Here is a 15,447-nt window from a genome sequence, read left to right on the forward strand (position 1 = left end):
CCCCCCGAACGGCGTCGGACCCCTACCCCTTGCCGGGGTCGGGGTCCGAGGCGCGCTTGCGGGACACCGCCGTCTGGGCCATGCCGGGCAGGAAGTCCGCGAACAGCTCGTGCACCTCCCGCACCAGCGGCCGCAGCACCCGGAACCGCGCCAGGATGATGCCGCGCGTCGTCAACTGCGCGCCGCGCTCGGCGAGCCGGCGGGTCTTCTCGCTGTCCGGCGAGCGGTCGAAGACCCAGTACAGGACCAGCCCCATCTGCGAGAGCCACATCAGCTCCGGCAGCACGTCGGCCAGTTCGTCCGGCACCTTCGTCTTCGCGCCCGCCAGCACCTCGCGGTGCATGTCGATCGCGGCCTTGCGCGCCGGTTCCGATTCGGGCGAGAAGGGGCTGAGGGGGCTCTCCGGGTCGGCCGCGTTCTTGAAGAACTGCGAAGCGAACTCGTGGTACGGCGCGGCGATGTCCAGCCAGCTCGTCAGTACGCCCGCGAGCCGCTTCTGCAAGTCGCTCTCGTTGTCCAGGATGGGCCGGACCGCCGCCTGGTGCGCGGCGCCGATCCGGTCGTAGAACCCCTGGACCAGGTGTTCCTTCGAGGCGAAGTAGTAGTACGCGTTGCCGACCGAGACCCCTGCCTCCTTGGCGATGACCCGCATGGTCGTCTTGTCGAAGCCGCGCTCCTGGAAGAGCCGGAGCGCGGTTTCGAGGATGAGCGTGCGGGTTTGCTCGCTCTTGGGAGCCTTCTGATCAGTCACGGTGTCCGACCTTATCGGGGTACGGCGCATCGTTCGTCACAGGCCGCATCCCCGGGCTCCGCTTCGCCGTTGGTACGGACCGCGGATCGCCAGGCGGACGCGGTGTGCATCGCCGCCCGGGCGAAGGGCCGGCCGGCCGGGGTGGCCAGCCAGTTCGCCTTGGGCCGGTGCTCCGCCAGGGCCCACAGGCACACGATGAGGGCGTCGGTGTCGGTCCACACCTGGCCCCGGTCGCCGATCACGGTGATCCGGCGGAGCGTCTCCTCGTGGTCGAGACCGGGGAAGAGGCGACGGGCCTCGTAGGACCCGGCCGGGACCAGCCACAGGGGCGTGAGCCACCGCTGCCCCAGCAGCCAGTGCCGGATGTGGACGCAAAGCGGACAACCGGCGTCGTACAGCACCGTCAGGTGCCTGGTCGGTGCGGTCGTGTCGGTCATCGGGATCAGGCCCGGGCGGGCGCGGTCCAGCCCTGGGGGGCGACGGGCGGGGTCTGCTGACGCTCCATGATGCCCCGGCGGCGCATCTTGTTGAGGACCCACACGTTGCCCAGGTGCATCACGCCGAGGACGAGCAGGACCACGCCGAGCTTCACCGACAGGGCCTCGAAGAGCCCGCGCGCCTCGCTGATGGTCTCGGCCGAGCGGAGGTAGAGCGTCACGAAACCGATGTTCACGAGGTAGAAGCCGACCACCAGGAGGTGGTTCACGGCGTCCGCGAGCTTCTCGTTGCCCTGGAGGACGTCGGCGATGAAGACCCGGCCGTTGCGGGTGAGCGTGCGGGCGACCCAGATGGTGAGCCCGATGCTGATGACCAGGTAGATGACGTACGCGACCACGGTGAGGTCCATTGCCCTCAGCCCCCTTGAACGTGTTCAACTGCTGACGTCCACGACTGTAGACCCATTTTTGAACAGGTTCAAGCCTTCCGTCCGGGCCCGCGCCCGCCCTCCGTCAGAACCGGAGCGCCGCCCACCCCAACAGCAGCGCCGCCGTCTCCTCGGGACGCTCCAGCGACGGCAGATGACCCGCCCAGGGCAGCTCCACGTGCTCGGCGTTCGGGACCAGGGACGGCAGTTCGGCGGGGAAGTCGCGGAAGTCGGGGATGTCGTGGGCGCCGCCCACGGCGAGGACGGGGGTCTCGATGCCGGCGAGATCGACGGGCGGCTCGGGGAGTTCGAGTTCCCCGTCGGCGGACAGCCCGGCACGGAAGATGGCCAGTTGCATCTCCCGCACCAGGGCGTGCGCCGCCCCGTCGGCGTCCGGTCCGAGCCACTGGCGGGCGTTCAGCTCGGCCGCGCCCGCCAGGTCCCCGGCCTCCAACAGGGCCGCCTCGGCGGCGTTGAAGGCCGTCAGGGCCGCTCCCCGCCGGTGCGCCGGCCGGGCCGGACAGAGCAGGGCCAGGGCGCGGACCCGCTCGGGCGCGTGCGCGGCGAGGCGCAGGGCGACCCGGCCGCCGTACGAGGAGCCGACGAAGGCGGCCCGCCGGATGCCGAGCGCGTCCAACAGGGCGAGCACGTCGCCGTCGTCGCTGTACGGGGCCGTCGCGGCGGGGGACTCGCCACAGGTGCGGAAGTCAGGCCGGACCACCCGGAACCCGGCCTCGACCAGGGGGGCCCACTGCCCGTCCCACATGCGTCGGTCACAGACGGAGGAGTGCAACAACACCAAGGCCGGCCCGTCTTGGGGCCCGGCCACATCATGAGCGAGGATCATGGACCGATCCTCGCGCCCCGCCCGCCACGTCACCACCGGATATCGGGCGCCGGGAGGGCGGTCGGCCCGGGGCGCGGGGCCCCGGGCGTCGCGTCACATGCTGAGCGAGCGCGCGTAGTTGAGCTGGCCCATGACCCACTGGAAGGTGTACGCGTCCGTCGCCGGGATCATCGTGGAGTGGTGGCGGCCGCCACTGGTGACGGTGACCTGGACGTAGCCCGTGGTCACCTTCTCCTTCATCAGCAGGAACAGCAGGCCGACCAGGCAGAACAACGCGAAGCAGATCGCCAGCACGATCGCGTGCGTCGGGATCTTCTCCTCGGTGCGGGACATGTCCATGGCGTTCCACACCGCGCCCCTGAGCGGCATCGTGCCCGCCGGCGTGATGATCTGGTCGCCGGAGACGGTGATGTCGCCGAGGGAGAGGGTCCCCCCGCCCTGACCGTGGCCGGGGGCGCCCATGGGCATTCCGCCCCCGAGGGTGGGCTGGTAGGCCGAGTAGGGCTGCGGGTAGCCGTAACCGGGGTTCCCGGGGCCCCACCTGTAGTCGTCCTGCGGGCCCTCGGCGCCCGGGTCACCGGAGTACGGGTTCGGCTGCTGCTCGCTCATGCGCACGATCCTTCCACAGCACGTCGGCGGCCCGCGCCCCCCGGTCGCGAAACGGTCCGGGAAACGCAGCGGGCCCGCACCCCCGTAAAGGAAGGTGCGGGCCCGCGGCGACAGGCGTCGGATCAGAAGCGGCGCGTGATCAGGGCACGCTTGACTTCCTGGATCGCCTTCGTGACCTCGATGCCACGCGGGCACGCGTCGGTGCAGTTGAACGTCGTGCGGCAACGCCACACGCCGTCCTTGTCGTTCAGGATCTCCAGCCGCTGCTCACCGGCCTCGTCGCGCGAGTCGAAGATGAAGCGGTGCGCGTTGACGATCGCCGCCGGGCCGAAGTACTGGCCGTCGTTCCAGAACACCGGGCACGAGGACGTGCACGCGGCGCACAGGATGCACTTGGTGGTGTCGTCGAAACGCTCGCGGTCCTCGGCGGACTGCAGGCGCTCGCGCGTCGGCTCGTTGCCCTTGGTGACCAGGAACGGCATGACGTCCCGGTACGCCTGGAAGAAGGGCTCCATGTCGACGATGAGGTCCTTCATCACCGTGAGGCCCTTGATGGCCTCGACCGTGATGGGCTTCTCCGGGTTGATGTCCTTGATCAGCGTCTTGCAGGCGAGCCTGTTCTTGCCGTTGATCCGCATCGCGTCGGAGCCGCAGATGCCGTGCGCGCACGAGCGACGGAAGGTCAGCGTGCCGTCGAGGTCCCACTTGATCTTGTGGAGACCGTCGAGCACGCGCTCCTTCGGGTCGATCTCGATCTGGAAGTCCTGCCACTGAGACTCGTCCGAGATCTCGGGGTTGAAGCGGCGGATCCGGAAGGTGACCGTGATGAACGGCGAGGCGGCGGCCGCCGCCTCCATCTCGTCCGTCTTGGACAGGGTGGGGGTGGCCATCAGTACTTACGCTCCATCGGCTGGTAGCGGGTGACGACGACGGGCTTGTAGTCGAGACGGATCGAGTCCGTGCCGTTGTCGTCGACCTCGCGGTACGCCATGGTGTGGCGCATGAAGTTGACGTCGTCGCGGTTCGGGTAGTCCTCGCGGTAGTGACCGCCGCGGGACTCCTTGCGCGCGAGCGCGGACACGGCCATGACCTCGGCCAGGTCGAGCAGGTTGCCCAGCTCGATGGCCTCCAGCAGGTCCGTGTTGAAGCGCTTGCCCTTGTCCTGCACGGACACGTTCTTGTAGCGCTCGCGCAGCTCGGCGATCTTGTCGACCGCGGTCTTGATGGTCTGTTCCGTGCGGAACACCATCACGCAGGCGTCCATCGTCTCCTGGAGCTCCAGACGCAGCTCGGCGACCCGCTCGTGGCCCGTGGAGTTGCGCAGGTGCTCGACCAGCTCGACGACCTGCTGCGCCGGGTTCTCCGGCAGCTCGACGTAGTCGTGCGCGTGGGCGTACGCGGCGGCCGCGATGCCCGAGCGCTTGCCGAACACGTTGATGTCCAGCAGCGAGTTGGTGCCCAGACGGTTCGCGCCGTGCACGGAGACGCAGGCGACCTCGCCGGCCGCGTACAGGCCCGGCACGACGGTGGTGTTGTCGGCCAGCACCTCACCCTCGACGTTGGTCGGGATGCCGCCCATGGCGTAGTGCGCGGTGGGCTGGATCGGGATCGGGTCCGTGTACGGCTCGATGCCCAGGTAGGTGCGCGCGAACTCCGTGATGTCCGGGAGCTTCGCGTCGAGCTGCTCCGGCGGGAGGTGCGTGAGGTCCAGGTACACGTGGTCCCCGGCGGGACCGCAACCGCGGCCCTCGCGGATCTCCGTGTAGATGGAGCGCGAGACGACGTCACGGGACGCGAGGTCCTTCATGACCGGCGCGTACTTCTCCATGAAGCGCTCGCCGTCCTTGTTGCGGAGGATGCCGCCCTCACCGCGGGCGCCCTCCGTCAGCAGGATGCCCATGCGCCAGATGCCCGTCGGGTGGAACTGGAAGAACTCCATGTCCTCCAGCGGAAGGCCCCGGCGGTAGCAGGCCGCCTGGCCGTCACCCGTGAGGGTGTGCGCGTTGGAGGTCACCTTGAAGAACTTGCCGGTGCCGCCGGAGGCGTAGATGACGGACTTCGCCTGGAACACGTGGATCTCGCCGGTGGCGAGCTCGTACGCGACCACGCCGGCCGACTTCTTGACGCCGTCCTCCTCGACCAGGAGCTGGTCCAGGACGTAGAACTCGTTGAAGAACTCCACGCCCTCCTTGACGCAGTTCTGGTAGAGCGTCTGGAGGATCATGTGACCGGTGCGGTCCGCGGCGTAGCAGGACCGGCGGACCGGCGCCTCGCCGTGGTTGCGCGAGTGGCCGCCGAAGCGACGCTGGTCGATGGTGCCGTCCGGGGTGCGGTTGAACGGCAGGCCCATCTTCTCCAGGTCGAGGACCGCGTCGATGGCCTCCTTCGCCAGGATCTCGGCGGCGTCCTGGTCGACCAGGTAGTCACCGCCCTTGACCGTGTCGAAGGTGTGCCACTCCCAGTTGTCGTCCTCCACGTTGGCCAGCGCGGCGGCCATGCCGCCCTGCGCGGCGCCCGTGTGGGAGCGGGTGGGGTAAAGCTTCGTCAGCACGGCCGTGCGGCTGCGCTTCGTCGACTCGATGGCGGCGCGCATGCCCGCACCACCTGCGCCGACGATGACGGTGTCGTACTTGTGGATCTTCATTGGTTTCGCCTCAGCCCCGTTGCCTAGCGGATGTTCGGGTCGAAGGTGAAGATCACCAGCGTGCCCAGAAGAATGGTGAACACCGTGGCGGTGTAGAGCAGGCCCTTCAGCCACAGCCGCGTGTTGGCGCGCTCCGCGTAGTCGTTGATGACCGTGCGCAGGCCGTTGGAGCCGTGCAGCATGGCCAGCCACAGCATCAGCAGGTCCCAGACCTGCCAGAACGGGGACGCCCAGCGGCCCGCCACGAAGGCGAAGCCGATCTTGGAGACGCCGCCGTCCAGCACCAGCTGGATGAGCAGGTGGCCGATGACGAGCACGACCAGGACGATGCCCGAGAGGCGCATGAAGAGCCACGCGACCATCTCGAAGTTGCCGCGGGTCGAGCGCGGCGTCCTGCCGGTGCGCTTGCGCGGGGCCTCGATGTACGGCGCCGGGTTCTCGACGTCGTAGAGGGAGACTCCCTCGACGTCGCCGATGGCCGTCTTGGTCATGTTGGGAGAAGTGTCAGAAGACATGCGTGTCACTTCCCGAACAGTTCGAGGTAGGCGTGACCCAGGACGGGGTACAGGGCCCCGGCCATCAGGACGAGCCAGATGACCACGACGGACCAGAGCATCTGCTTCTGGTAGCGCGGGCCCTTGGCCCAGAAGTCCACGGCGATCACGCGGAGACCGTTGAGCGCGTGGAACAGGATTGCGGCGACGAGGCCGTACTCCAGCAGCGCGACGATCGGAGTCTTGTAGGTAGCCACGACATCGTCGTACGCCTCGGGGGAGACGCGGACGAGAGCGGTGTCGAGGACGTGTACGAACAGGAAGAAGAAGATGAGGACGCCGGTGACTCGATGAGCCACCCAGGACCACATTCCTTCCCGGCCGCGGTACAACGTTCCAGCCGGCACGGAAAACCCTCCGGAAGCGGGGCGGGGGCCAGCCGGCTTCTTTGTCGGTCGGGCCCGGCCGGGTACGGTCCTCCGGCCCCGGACATCGTAGCGACGCTTTGTCGGTTCCCTTGCGCCGGGTCCATCGGTGTGATCAAACAGGCACGGACGGACTATCCCACAGGGGCGAATAGCCCGAAATCAGCCGCAGACAGCCCATCGGACGAGGTCAGTCGGTCCAAGAGGGCGGGCAGTCGGTCCAACAGACCGGCGAGTCGGGCCTGGGAGAGTCGGCGCAGCTCGTCGGCGGAGATCGAGCGTTCCTCGTCCACCTCGTGAGCCATCCTGCGGCGGATCGCGGCCAGCAGCTGGTCCGCCTGCTCCTCCGGGGGGTGCCCGTCCAGGCAGATCACGAAGGCGTGCCCGAAGGTTCGTTCGTACTCCGCCCGGGCCGCGTCGAGGGCGAGCCGGGCGGCGTACGAGGCCCCGTGTCCGAGTTCCGCCGAGGCCTCGCCGGCCAGGGCCTCCGTCAGATCGGCCTGGGAGAGGTCGTACGAGGCCTCGTCGGCCGCCGCCAACAGCGACGCGATGTCCGGATACGGTCGGTGCGCGGTCATCCGGTGTGCCCAGCGTCGGCTGCCGCAGCAGAACGACAGGGCCGCGTGGGCCGCGTCGGGCGAGAGGGCGTTGAACCGCGTCAGCCCGGATCCGCGGGAAGGGTCGGAGCCGCCACGAACCTGTGCCGGAAGGTGGCTGGACAGCGGGGGGCTCCTCGGGGCGCGGCGTGGGTGTGTCGCCACGCTAGCGACGCAGGGCAGGGTGTGTCGTACCCATTCGGGGATTTCACCCGTAAGTGAGCCGAAAGGATGACGTCTGGCGTGTATGACCAGCCCGAAGAGGGGAAGGCGACCGAGGCCGCCACCCCCCACAGGAGAGGCCCCGGTCGCCGTCCGACACGGACTCGTGCGACAAGCCCGTATCCCTGTCAGCGCCTCGGATGCGTTTTGTGTCACACCCCGCTCCGCACAGGCTTGGTCGCCGGCTGTAGAACTCGTGGACGAGAGGTACTTGAAAGCCGTAACGTGCGGATTTGCGCCACACGTACAGGACAGTGAACGGGTTGGGGACTTTGCTGGGGGACGACGCGGAGCTGACCGCCGCGGTGCTCGCGGCACAGGACGGCGACGAGAACGCGTTCCGTGCTGTGTACCGCGCCGCGCACCCACGCCTGCTCGGATACGTACGCACGCTCGTCGGTGACGGCGACGCGGAAGACGTCACCTCCGAGGCCTGGCTGCAGATCGCCCGCGACCTCGCCTCCTTCACCGGCGACGCCGACCGCTTCCGCGGCTGGGCCGCCCGCATCGCCCGCAACCGGGCCCTCGACCACATCCGCATGCGCGGACGGCGTCCCGCCATCGGCGGCGACGAGAGCGAACTGACCGGACACGCCGCGGACTGCGACACGGCGGGCGCGGCCATGGAGTCCCTCTCCACCGGCCTCACCATGGCGCTCATAGCCCAGCTCCCGCAGGACCAGGCCGAGGCCGTCGTCCTGCGCGTGGTCGTGGGCCTGGACGCCAAGAGCGCCGCCGAGACCCTCGGCAAGCGCCCGGGCGCGGTGCGCACCGCCGCGCACCGGGGCCTGAAGAAGCTCGCCGAACTGCTGGGCGCCGAGGCCGGCGTCGATCCCGACGCCCTCGTGCTGTCCGATCCGGACGCGGGGACCGCCCTCCACTTCGGTCATAATGCCGAAGGCCAGGCCAGGGGCGGTTCAGGCGTACGAGATCTCGACGCGGTCCCGGCGCAGCGCGGCCGCGGCGGGGGCCTCGTGGAACAAACCGGTGTGACGCATTCACGTTGGCGGACGCAGAAGGACATGTGATGGCCGACGAGCGCGACAGGTGGCTGGACAGAGCCGCGGCGGACAGACTGCTGCGCGGAGAACCACCGCTGGGTCCCGACGCCGACCCGCGCGACCGGGCCGCCGCGGCCCGACTGCGCACGGCGCTCGACGCGCTGACCCCACCCATGGCCCCCGGGCGGGAACTGCCCGGCGAGGCCGCCGCACTGGCCGCGTTCCGCAAGGCCCACGGCGTCGCCCGGCCCGGGACGAGCCCGACGGAGCGCGCCGACGCCGACCCGACGGCCGAACGTGACGTCCTGGTGGACCTGGTTCCCGCGCCGCCCGTGCGCGTCCGCGTACCCGCGCCGCGACGACGCGCCGCGCCCGTGCGACTGGGGTTGGCGGCAGCCCTGGCGAGCGTCGCCGTCGGCGGGCTGGCGGCCACCGTGGGCACCGGGCTGCTGGACCGGCCCGCGCACGAGGCAGCGGGTCCGCTGCCCAGCGTCTCGGTCGGCGTCGACTCGGACCCCACGGCGTCCGGTGACCTCGTGGGCCCGTCGCCCACCGCCCCGCAGCCGCGTCCCACCACCCCGATGCGGGACGGCGGCGGGGCCACCGCCGGCTCCCCGGGGGTCTCGGCGACCCCGGACGGCGGGTCCCGCATGACGCCCGAGACCGTGGGGGGACCGACCGCGGGCCCCATCGCCACGAGCTCCGGACCCGTCGGCACGGACGACACCGCGCAGGAGCGGCCCGACGAGAAGGGCTTCGGCAACTCCACTCCCGCCGGCGGCGGCAAGGACCGCGAGCGCGAGAGCAGGGTGCGGGCGGCCAGGGACCTGTGCGAGGAGTACCGCATGGGGCACATCGTCGGCGAGCGGCGCGACCACCTGATCCGTCTCGCCAAGAACCGGGCCAACATCGCGCGTTTCTGCGAGGCCCTCCTGGACGGCCCCGAAGGCACCAAGAGCGGTCCCGGAAGCAACGACGGGAGCACCGTTCCGCAGTCGCCCACCCTGAACCCGGGTGGCGCGCTCGGCTTCCGCACGAAGAGCTGAACCGTCGCTGTAACACTTTTCGAATCGCCGGCGCAGTACATATCGAGCCGACTGGTCATCGGCCGCGCATGAGCCGGGGTTCCCCCCGTACCCCTGGGCTCTGCGCAACCGGCGCGGGCGGGGCACGTTCCCCCGGCCCTGCCCGCGCCCTTTACCTCCGGACCCCGACACTCGCCTCCGGACCCCGCCGCGCTCGCGGATCACCAGTAGACGACGACCTTGTCGCCCACCTTCACCTGGTCGAACAGCGCCGCCAGCTTCACCTTGTCCCGGACGTTCACGCATCCGTGCGAGGCGCCGGAGTACCCGCGGGCCGCGAAGTCCGACGAGTAGTGCACCGCCTGGCCCTGACTGAAGAACATCGAGTACGGCATCGGCGTGTGGTAGATCGTCGACGTCCAGTCCTTGGCCTTCCACTCGACCTTGAACTCGCCCTCGCGGGTCGGGGTGTTCTCCGACCCGAAGCGCACGTCGAACGACGAGACGATCTTGCCGTCGATCATCCAGGCGAGGGTCCGGCTCTCCTTGCTGATGCACATCACCCGGCCCTGCATGCACCGCGGGTCCGGCGTGTCGACCTCGATGGTGGTCGGCGGACGCAGCTCCGCCTCGGTCGGCTTCCGGCTGACCCCCTGGACGCTCTTCCAGGTCGCGTCGTCCACCGAACCGGTCGCGGGCAGGCCGTGACCCGACTGGAAGGTCTTCACCGCGGCGGTCGTCTTCGAACCGTAGAAGCCGGTGGGCGCCACCGACATCAGCTTGAGCTGCTTGAGCCGTGCCTGGAGCTCGCGGATCTGCTCGCTCTCGTCCCCGTTCGCCATGATCGGCTTGACGGCGGGCGACTGCGAGACGGAGGCCGACGGGGACTCCGACGCCGAGGACGAGGACGAGGGCGACGCCGACGGTGAGGCGCCGCCGGGCTTGTCGTCCGAGCCGGAAGGCGAGGCGGAAGGGGAAGGCGCCGCCGTGGACGCCGACGGAGCCGAGGAGGCGGAACCCTTGGATTCCGACTTCTGCGGTCCACAGGCGGTCGCGGCGAGCACGACGGCGGTGGCCAACCCGAGCGTGCGGATCATGACTCTCTGACGTGGCATTGTGGTCCCCCGATTTCAGCGTTGTGTAACTAGGTGATGTCTCAGGGCCAAGGAGAGTTGCGGTCGCTCGCGGGATGTTGCGCCATTGTGACCGGCGACCGTCACGGCGCGGACGACCCGGGCATCGGCCGGGGAAGGTTGTATCAGTCCCGGGCCGGTCGGTTCCACGAAGGACGGCGGCGCGTGGCGCGTACCGGACGGACGGGGAGGCCCTCCGGCGGGCGGCGGTGAAATGACTGTCGGACGTTCCGACCGGCGTGGGACACTCGCGGAATGCTGGGTGTCACCGATCTGCCGACGTATCTCGCGGGCCTTGTCCTGATCGTCCTCCTCCCCGGACCGAACTCGCTGTACGTGCTGTCCGTCGCGGCACGCAAGGGAGTCCGGGAGGGGTACAAGGCCGCCTGCGGCGTGTTCACCGGGGACACCGTCCTGATGGTGCTCACCGCCGCCGGCGCGGGCGCGCTGCTCCAGGCCAGCCCGGTGGTGTTCACGGTGGTGAAACTGCTCGGGGCCGGCTACCTGGCGTGGCTCGCCGTGGGCATGATGCGGGCCGCGTGGGGGATGTGGCGCGACCGGGCGCTGCGCCAGGAGGAGGCGCTGGCCGAACCCGCCGCGGCGGACGAGCGGCCCTACCGGCGGGCGCTGGTGGTCAGCCTGTTCAACCCCAAGGCCATCCTGTTCCTGCTGTCGTTCTTCGTGCAGTTCGTGGACCCCGGGTACGCCTACCCCGCCCTGTCCTTCCTGCTCCTCGGCACGCTGTCACAGCTCGCCAGCTTCCTGTACCTGTCCACCCTGATCTTCACCGGCACCCGACTGTCGGCGGCCTTCCGCCGCCGCAAGCGGCTGTCCGCCGGCGCGACCTCCGCCGCGGGCGTCCTCTTCCTCGGCTTCGCCGCCAAACTCGCCACGGGCTGACCGGCCGCGCGGGGGAGCCGGACCGGCCCCCCGCCGGGCGTCAGCGCAGCCGGCGCAGCACCGGGAACCGGCGCAACAGCCGACGGCCCGCCCGGCGCACGAGCCGGTTGCGCGGAAGGAACGACAGCCGCGCCGGGACCCCGCCCGGCAGGGCGAGCGCCGTCAGCCGGCGGCGCCTGAAGTACCGGGCGGTGTCCGCCGTCGGGTGCGCGGCCAGGAAGCGTTCCACGTCCGCCCGCCGCTCCGCGAGCACGCGCGGCTGCATCGTGAAGCCCACCGCCGCCACCAGGGCGGGCAGGTCGACGGCGCGCGGGGGCTCACCCGACCCCGCGAGGTCCGGCAGCAGCGCGTCCACCAGGACCAACGGGATCCGGTTGCTGTTCTCGTACGGGGTCAGCCGCTCCAGCATGGCTCCCGTCCCGGTCCGGGCCACCGGGATCCCGTACAGCGTCGACGCCGTCAACAGGCCCGTCGAGAAGCAGCCCACCACCAGCGCCGGCCGCAGCCGCTCGTACAGGGTCTCCGCCAACACCGGCTCCGTGATCACCGTCAGCCGCGCCCCCAACCGCCGCGCCTCCTCCTCCGCCCGCCGCGAGTACGCCGCCGGCGCGCTCGGGTGCGGTTTGAAGACCAGCTCCCGATGGCCCCGGGCGTACGCGCCGCGCACCATCTCCACGTGCAGGTCCTCCTCCTCCGCCGCGGACAGCAGCTCCAGCGCGGCGAGGTACTGGCCCAACAGGACCGCCGGGGATTCACCGACGTGCGCCGGCGGCTCCCCGTACGAGGTCAGCTCCGCCAGCACCTTCAGGAAGTCCGCCGCGGGCACCGGTTCCGCCGGCACGCCGAACTCCGTCAGCAGCAACGGCTCCAAGCCCGGTACCAGGTCCAGGTGCAGGACCCGCCGCACCCGCATCCCGATCCGCGGGTCGAGCCGGACGCGGGTGGGGCCGTAACTCATCAGCCCGTCGGCGTACACGTCGACGGCCGCGCCCGGGAACACCTGGCACAGGCCCTGCGCCGGCGGCACCTGAAGGGACTCCACGACCAGTTCGACCCGGTCCTCCCCGAGCCCCCACGACGCCCTCAACTGCCGCTCCCACAAAGGGACGTCCTCGGTGCGCGGGGTCCAGGTGCCCGGATGCTGTGGCGCGATGAAGGCGTTCCAGTCGCGCACCTCGTCGAAGCGTCGGCGCAGCGCGTCGAACCCCGGCATCGCGGTGAGCCCGGGGGTGATCTCGGGGGTGACGGAGTGGTTGCTCGTCAGCAGGATCCGCCGGCCGGCGGGCGGGAAGACCCCCGCGTCGACGCCGGCCGCGAGCGTCGCCGCGCCGTACGGGGTGGAGGCGAGGAAGATCTGGGTGACGTTCACGCGGCGGCTCCCGCCGGGCCGCGGCGGCGCAGCCTGCGCAGCAGCGTCGAGCGCTCGGTGTCCATCGAGTCCAGGGCCTGCTCCAACACCGCGCGGGGCATGCGCGCGAGGGCTGCCGCGCTCATCGCGCGGAGTTTTCTGGCCACGGCCGGTTCGAACCTTTCGATGGATCCGATGTGGTGCGCGATGATGGCGCAATACGTGCGAACGGCTTTCGGCAGCAGTAGATCGGATTCCCGGTCGGCCGCCGCCTCCGAAAGGACTTGATCGAATGCGCGAATGAAATCGAGCTGACGCTCGTCGCCGATCTGGGTCAGTGAGGTGGAAATGCCCCGACGATAGAAGATCCCCGGCAATCCGACCGGCGCGAAGGACCTCGCCTCCCGGTGCAGCCGCCAGATCCACGGCCGGTCCTCCGCCGTCCGCAGCCCGTCGGTGAAGTGCAGCAGACCCCGGTCCAGCAGCCGCCGGTGGTACATCCCCGCCCAGGCGAACGGATAGTCCACCGCCGTGGCCCGCCCGGCCGGCAGGATCCCGGCACGCGGATCGGCCACCACCCCCTGCGGCCCGTACGGGACGCGCTGCACACTGCGCGCCCGCCCCGTGACCTGAACATGGTCTGTACGGACGAAATCGCAGTTCAGGGCCTCGATGGCGGCCACCGTGCGGGCCAGGTGACCGGGCGCCAGCCAATCGTCCCCGTCGAGGAACGCGAGGTACTCGCCGCGCGCCGCGTCCAACCCGGTGTTGCGGGCGGTGGCCAGGCCGCCGTTCTCGTCCCGTCCGAGGAACACCGCGCCGGGCAGCTCGGCGGCGGCCCGTTCCAACAGTTCGGGCGTCCCGTCCGTCGACCGGTCGTCGACCAGCAGGAACTCGAAGTCCTCCCGAGCATTGAGTGCGAGGCTTTTCAGGGCATCCGGGGCGTATGTCTGCACGTTGAAGAACGGCACGACGACAGAGAGCTTCACCACCAGTGAGACATTAGGGCGCCGTCCGGCATTCACCGTGACCCGGGCGCGTATTCCATGTGAACGACGCGGGGCGGGCGCGTTAACCGGTCCGCTTTCGCATTTCGTCGACGGGTTGTTAACCAGCTGTTGTGCGCTCGTTGGGCCGATCACCGGAAATGCGGAATAGCTTCGGCCGGGTGCCAGCCAGTAGCAGTCGTGGCGATCGACGCATCGCCGTACTCGCAGATTCCGACACGCGGTGGAAATGGGGTGCCCTCACCGCGCGCCGCCTCGCACCCGACCACCTCCCCACCGGATACCTGCTGCGCGGCCGGGCCACCCCCACGGCGCGCCAACTCGGCGAGGTCGGCGTGCGGACGGCCGCGGGAACGGCCGACGCCGCCCCCGGACCGACCGAGGTGACCTGCGCCGAGTTCCTCGCGGAGATCGCCCCCGGACGCGACCGCCACGACGTGGTCGTCCTCGCCCTCGTCGGCGGCGCCGTCCAGGCCGTACTGCACGGGGCCCGCGCACTGTGGCCCGACCCGGCCGCCCGCCCCGTGTTCGTCACCGGCTACGTCGGGGTCGTCTACGAGAAACTCGCCGACGGTCTGCTGCTGCGGCACGGCGCCGACCTCGTCCTCGCCAACTCCCGTCACGACGCGGGCCGGTTCCGCGCCGTGTACGAAGGCGTGGGCGCCGATCCGGACGCCGTCACCGAGACCGCGCTGCCCTTCCTGGGCGGCGCCCCCCACGTGCCCGACACGGGCCGCGCCCGGACGGTCGTCTTCGCCGTCCAGCCCTCCGTGCCGGAGAGCCGCGCGGACCGGGCGTACCTCCTCGCGCGGGCCGCGGGGCACGCCCGACGCCACCCCGACCGACAGGTGTCGGTCAAACTCCGCAGCCGGCCCGGGGAGCACACCACGCACCTGGAGGAGCACCCCTACCAGCGCCTCGCCGACCGGCTGCCCGGGGGGATGCCCGCCAACTGCCGACTGGTGTACGGGAACATGGGCGAGGTACTGGACGACGCCGACCTGCTGGTCACGGTGTCCTCCACCGCCGCCCTGGAATCCCTGCACCGGGGCATCCCGACCGCCGTCCTGACCGACCTCGGCATCCGCGAGGCGCTCGGCAACCACCACTTCCTCGGCTCCGGCTGCCTGGCCTCCTGGGACCAACTGGACGAGGGACTGCTGCCGCGCGCGGACCCGGACTGGCTCGCCGACCAGGGCGTGGCCCCGATCGCCGGCCCGGGCGCCGCCGCACGGAACGCCGACACGGCCCCGACCGGATCCGCCGACCCCTTCGATGCCGCCCGCGCACGACTCGCCGACCTCCTGGGGAAGGCCCAACTCCCGCCCGTGGCCCCGTACTACACCCCGGTCACCGCCCCCGGATACCTCCCGGGCATCCTCGCCCGCCACCACCTCGCCCCCGACGGGACCCCGCTGCCCGGCGCCGTCCGACGGGACGCGGGGCGGTCCCCGGCCCGCCGCTGGCTCCGCGCGCACCTGCGCGAGGCCGCGCGGGGCGCCTACCGGCACGGCGTCCAACGGGTGGCCCCCGTGATCCGACGCCTGGGGGAGCTGTGAGCACCCGCCGCGCACCCCTGA

The 15,447-nt window shown here is 70.8% G+C and carries 18 protein-coding genes; 5 read left to right on the forward strand and 13 right to left on the reverse strand.

Annotated features, from left to right (window positions below; genetic code table 11):
• Positions 1 to 22: 22 nt before the first annotated feature.
• The 10 genes from OHA84_RS22305 to OHA84_RS22350 form a co-directional block, all read right to left on the reverse strand.
• Positions 23 to 781 carry a TetR family transcriptional regulator gene (locus OHA84_RS22305; RefSeq protein WP_053682819.1) on the reverse strand — a complete coding sequence of 253 codons (759 nt, stop codon included), beginning with the start codon at positions 779 to 781 and terminating at the stop codon, positions 23 to 25.
• Entirely contained in the window at positions 763 to 1,188 is a 426-nt protein-coding gene (locus OHA84_RS22310; protein WP_053682821.1) for a thiol-disulfide oxidoreductase DCC family protein, read from the reverse strand. Before OHA84_RS22310 ends, OHA84_RS22305 begins: the two co-directional genes overlap by 19 nt.
• 5 nt (positions 1,189 to 1,193) lie before the next feature.
• The gene (locus OHA84_RS22315; RefSeq protein ID WP_053682823.1) at positions 1,194 to 1,598 is read right to left on the reverse strand and encodes a hypothetical protein; all 405 of its coding nucleotides are present in this window, start codon (positions 1,596 to 1,598) and stop codon (positions 1,194 to 1,196) included.
• Between the two features lie 103 nt (positions 1,599 to 1,701).
• Positions 1,702 to 2,463, reverse strand: coding sequence for an alpha/beta fold hydrolase (locus OHA84_RS22320; protein ID WP_053682825.1), 762 nt, complete (start codon positions 2,461 to 2,463; stop codon positions 1,702 to 1,704).
• A gap of 93 nt (positions 2,464 to 2,556) precedes the next feature.
• Positions 2,557 to 3,072, reverse strand: coding sequence for a hypothetical protein (locus OHA84_RS22325; RefSeq protein WP_053682826.1), 516 nt, complete (start codon positions 3,070 to 3,072; stop codon positions 2,557 to 2,559).
• 122 nt (positions 3,073 to 3,194) lie between these two features.
• On the reverse strand, positions 3,195 to 3,962 hold the full coding sequence (locus OHA84_RS22330; RefSeq protein WP_053682828.1) for a succinate dehydrogenase iron-sulfur subunit: 768 nt from the start codon (positions 3,960 to 3,962) through the stop codon (positions 3,195 to 3,197).
• Positions 3,962 to 5,716 (reverse strand): succinate dehydrogenase flavoprotein subunit, encoded by a 1,755-nt coding sequence (gene sdhA, locus OHA84_RS22335; protein WP_053682830.1) that lies wholly within the window; start codon positions 5,714 to 5,716, stop codon positions 3,962 to 3,964. The genes OHA84_RS22330 and sdhA overlap by 1 nt, the downstream gene beginning before the upstream one ends.
• A 23-nt stretch (positions 5,717 to 5,739) precedes the next feature.
• Positions 5,740 to 6,231, reverse strand: a complete 492-nt coding sequence (locus OHA84_RS22340) for a succinate dehydrogenase hydrophobic membrane anchor subunit (RefSeq protein ID WP_053682833.1) — start codon at positions 6,229 to 6,231, stop codon at positions 5,740 to 5,742.
• A 5-nt stretch (positions 6,232 to 6,236) separates the two neighbouring features.
• A complete protein-coding gene (sdhC, locus tag OHA84_RS22345) occupies positions 6,237 to 6,617 on the reverse strand; it encodes a succinate dehydrogenase, cytochrome b556 subunit (protein WP_078999536.1) in 381 nt (126 codons plus the stop codon).
• Between the two features lie 152 nt (positions 6,618 to 6,769).
• Positions 6,770 to 7,822 carry a 2-oxo-4-hydroxy-4-carboxy-5-ureidoimidazoline decarboxylase gene (locus OHA84_RS22350; protein ID WP_323178895.1) on the reverse strand — a complete coding sequence of 351 codons (1,053 nt, stop codon included), beginning with the start codon at positions 7,820 to 7,822 and terminating at the stop codon, positions 6,770 to 6,772.
• On the opposite strand from OHA84_RS22350, the gene OHA84_RS22355 reads away from it, so the two are divergent.
• Positions 7,726 to 8,481 (forward strand): RNA polymerase sigma factor, encoded by a 756-nt coding sequence (locus tag OHA84_RS22355; RefSeq protein WP_053682837.1) that lies wholly within the window; start codon positions 7,726 to 7,728, stop codon positions 8,479 to 8,481. The genes OHA84_RS22350 and OHA84_RS22355 overlap by 97 nt on opposite strands.
• Positions 8,481 to 9,500 (forward strand): hypothetical protein, encoded by a 1,020-nt coding sequence (locus OHA84_RS22360; protein WP_053682839.1) that lies wholly within the window; start codon positions 8,481 to 8,483, stop codon positions 9,498 to 9,500. The genes OHA84_RS22355 and OHA84_RS22360 overlap by 1 nt, the downstream gene beginning before the upstream one ends.
• 200 nt (positions 9,501 to 9,700) lie before the next feature.
• On the opposite strand, the gene OHA84_RS22365 is transcribed toward OHA84_RS22360, so the two are convergent.
• Entirely contained in the window at positions 9,701 to 10,321 is a 621-nt protein-coding gene (locus OHA84_RS22365; protein WP_053682841.1) for a L,D-transpeptidase family protein, read from the reverse strand.
• Between OHA84_RS22365 and OHA84_RS22370 the strand changes: the two genes are divergently transcribed.
• The gene (locus OHA84_RS22370; RefSeq protein WP_323178896.1) at positions 10,320 to 10,586 is read left to right on the forward strand and encodes a hypothetical protein; all 267 of its coding nucleotides are present in this window, start codon (positions 10,320 to 10,322) and stop codon (positions 10,584 to 10,586) included. The two genes, OHA84_RS22365 and OHA84_RS22370, sit on opposite strands and share 2 nt — an antisense overlap.
• Before the next feature lie 281 nt (positions 10,587 to 10,867).
• Positions 10,868 to 11,512, forward strand: coding sequence for a leucine efflux protein LeuE (gene leuE / locus OHA84_RS22375; RefSeq protein ID WP_053682845.1), 645 nt, complete (start codon positions 10,868 to 10,870; stop codon positions 11,510 to 11,512).
• A 40-nt stretch (positions 11,513 to 11,552) separates the two neighbouring features.
• Here leuE and OHA84_RS22380 read toward each other — a convergent pair whose 3' ends face one another.
• Together OHA84_RS22380 and OHA84_RS22385 are read right to left on the reverse strand one after the other, a co-directional pair.
• Complete coding sequence (locus tag OHA84_RS22380) at positions 11,553 to 12,881, reverse strand: polysialyltransferase family glycosyltransferase (protein ID WP_266949406.1); 1,329 nt, start codon at positions 12,879 to 12,881, stop codon at positions 11,553 to 11,555.
• Positions 12,878 to 13,852 (reverse strand): glycosyltransferase family 2 protein, encoded by a 975-nt coding sequence (locus tag OHA84_RS22385; RefSeq protein WP_266974003.1) that lies wholly within the window; start codon positions 13,850 to 13,852, stop codon positions 12,878 to 12,880. Before OHA84_RS22385 ends, OHA84_RS22380 begins: the two co-directional genes overlap by 4 nt.
• A gap of 155 nt (positions 13,853 to 14,007) precedes the next feature.
• Between OHA84_RS22385 and OHA84_RS22390 the strand changes: the two genes are divergently transcribed.
• A complete protein-coding gene (locus tag OHA84_RS22390) occupies positions 14,008 to 15,426 on the forward strand; it encodes a DUF6716 putative glycosyltransferase (protein ID WP_371591436.1) in 1,419 nt (472 codons plus the stop codon).
• The last annotated feature ends 21 nt before the right edge of the window (positions 15,427 to 15,447 follow it).

It is taken from the genome of Streptomyces sp. NBC_00513 (assembly GCF_041431415.1).
Classification (GTDB): Bacteria; Actinomycetota; Actinomycetes; order Streptomycetales; family Streptomycetaceae; genus Streptomyces.

Coding starts and splice junctions, on each gene's coding strand:
- OHA84_RS22305 (WP_053682819.1), bottom strand. CDS start 781: ATGCGCCGTACCCCGATAAGGTCGGACACCGTGACTGATCAGAAGGCT.
- OHA84_RS22310 (WP_053682821.1), bottom strand. CDS start 1,188: ATGACCGACACGACCGCACCGACCAGGCACCTGACGGTGCTGTACGAC.
- OHA84_RS22315 (WP_053682823.1), bottom strand. CDS start 1,598: ATGGACCTCACCGTGGTCGCGTACGTCATCTACCTGGTCATCAGCATC.
- OHA84_RS22320 (WP_053682825.1), bottom strand. CDS start 2,463: ATGATCCTCGCTCATGATGTGGCCGGGCCCCAAGACGGGCCGGCCTTG.
- OHA84_RS22325 (WP_053682826.1), bottom strand. CDS start 3,072: ATGAGCGAGCAGCAGCCGAACCCGTACTCCGGTGACCCGGGCGCCGAG.
- OHA84_RS22330 (WP_053682828.1), bottom strand. CDS start 3,962: ATGGCCACCCCCACCCTGTCCAAGACGGACGAGATGGAGGCGGCGGCC.
- sdhA (WP_053682830.1), bottom strand. CDS start 5,716: ATGAAGATCCACAAGTACGACACCGTCATCGTCGGCGCAGGTGGTGCG.
- OHA84_RS22340 (WP_053682833.1), bottom strand. CDS start 6,231: ATGTCTTCTGACACTTCTCCCAACATGACCAAGACGGCCATCGGCGAC.
- OHA84_RS22360 (WP_053682839.1), top strand. CDS start 8,481: ATGGCCGACGAGCGCGACAGGTGGCTGGACAGAGCCGCGGCGGACAGA.
- OHA84_RS22370 (WP_323178896.1), top strand. CDS start 10,320: ATGATCGGCTTGACGGCGGGCGACTGCGAGACGGAGGCCGACGGGGAC.
- OHA84_RS22365 (WP_053682841.1), bottom strand. CDS start 10,321: ATGGCGAACGGGGACGAGAGCGAGCAGATCCGCGAGCTCCAGGCACGG.
- leuE (WP_053682845.1), top strand. CDS start 10,868: ATGCTGGGTGTCACCGATCTGCCGACGTATCTCGCGGGCCTTGTCCTG.
- OHA84_RS22390 (WP_371591436.1), top strand. CDS start 14,008: ATGCGGAATAGCTTCGGCCGGGTGCCAGCCAGTAGCAGTCGTGGCGAT.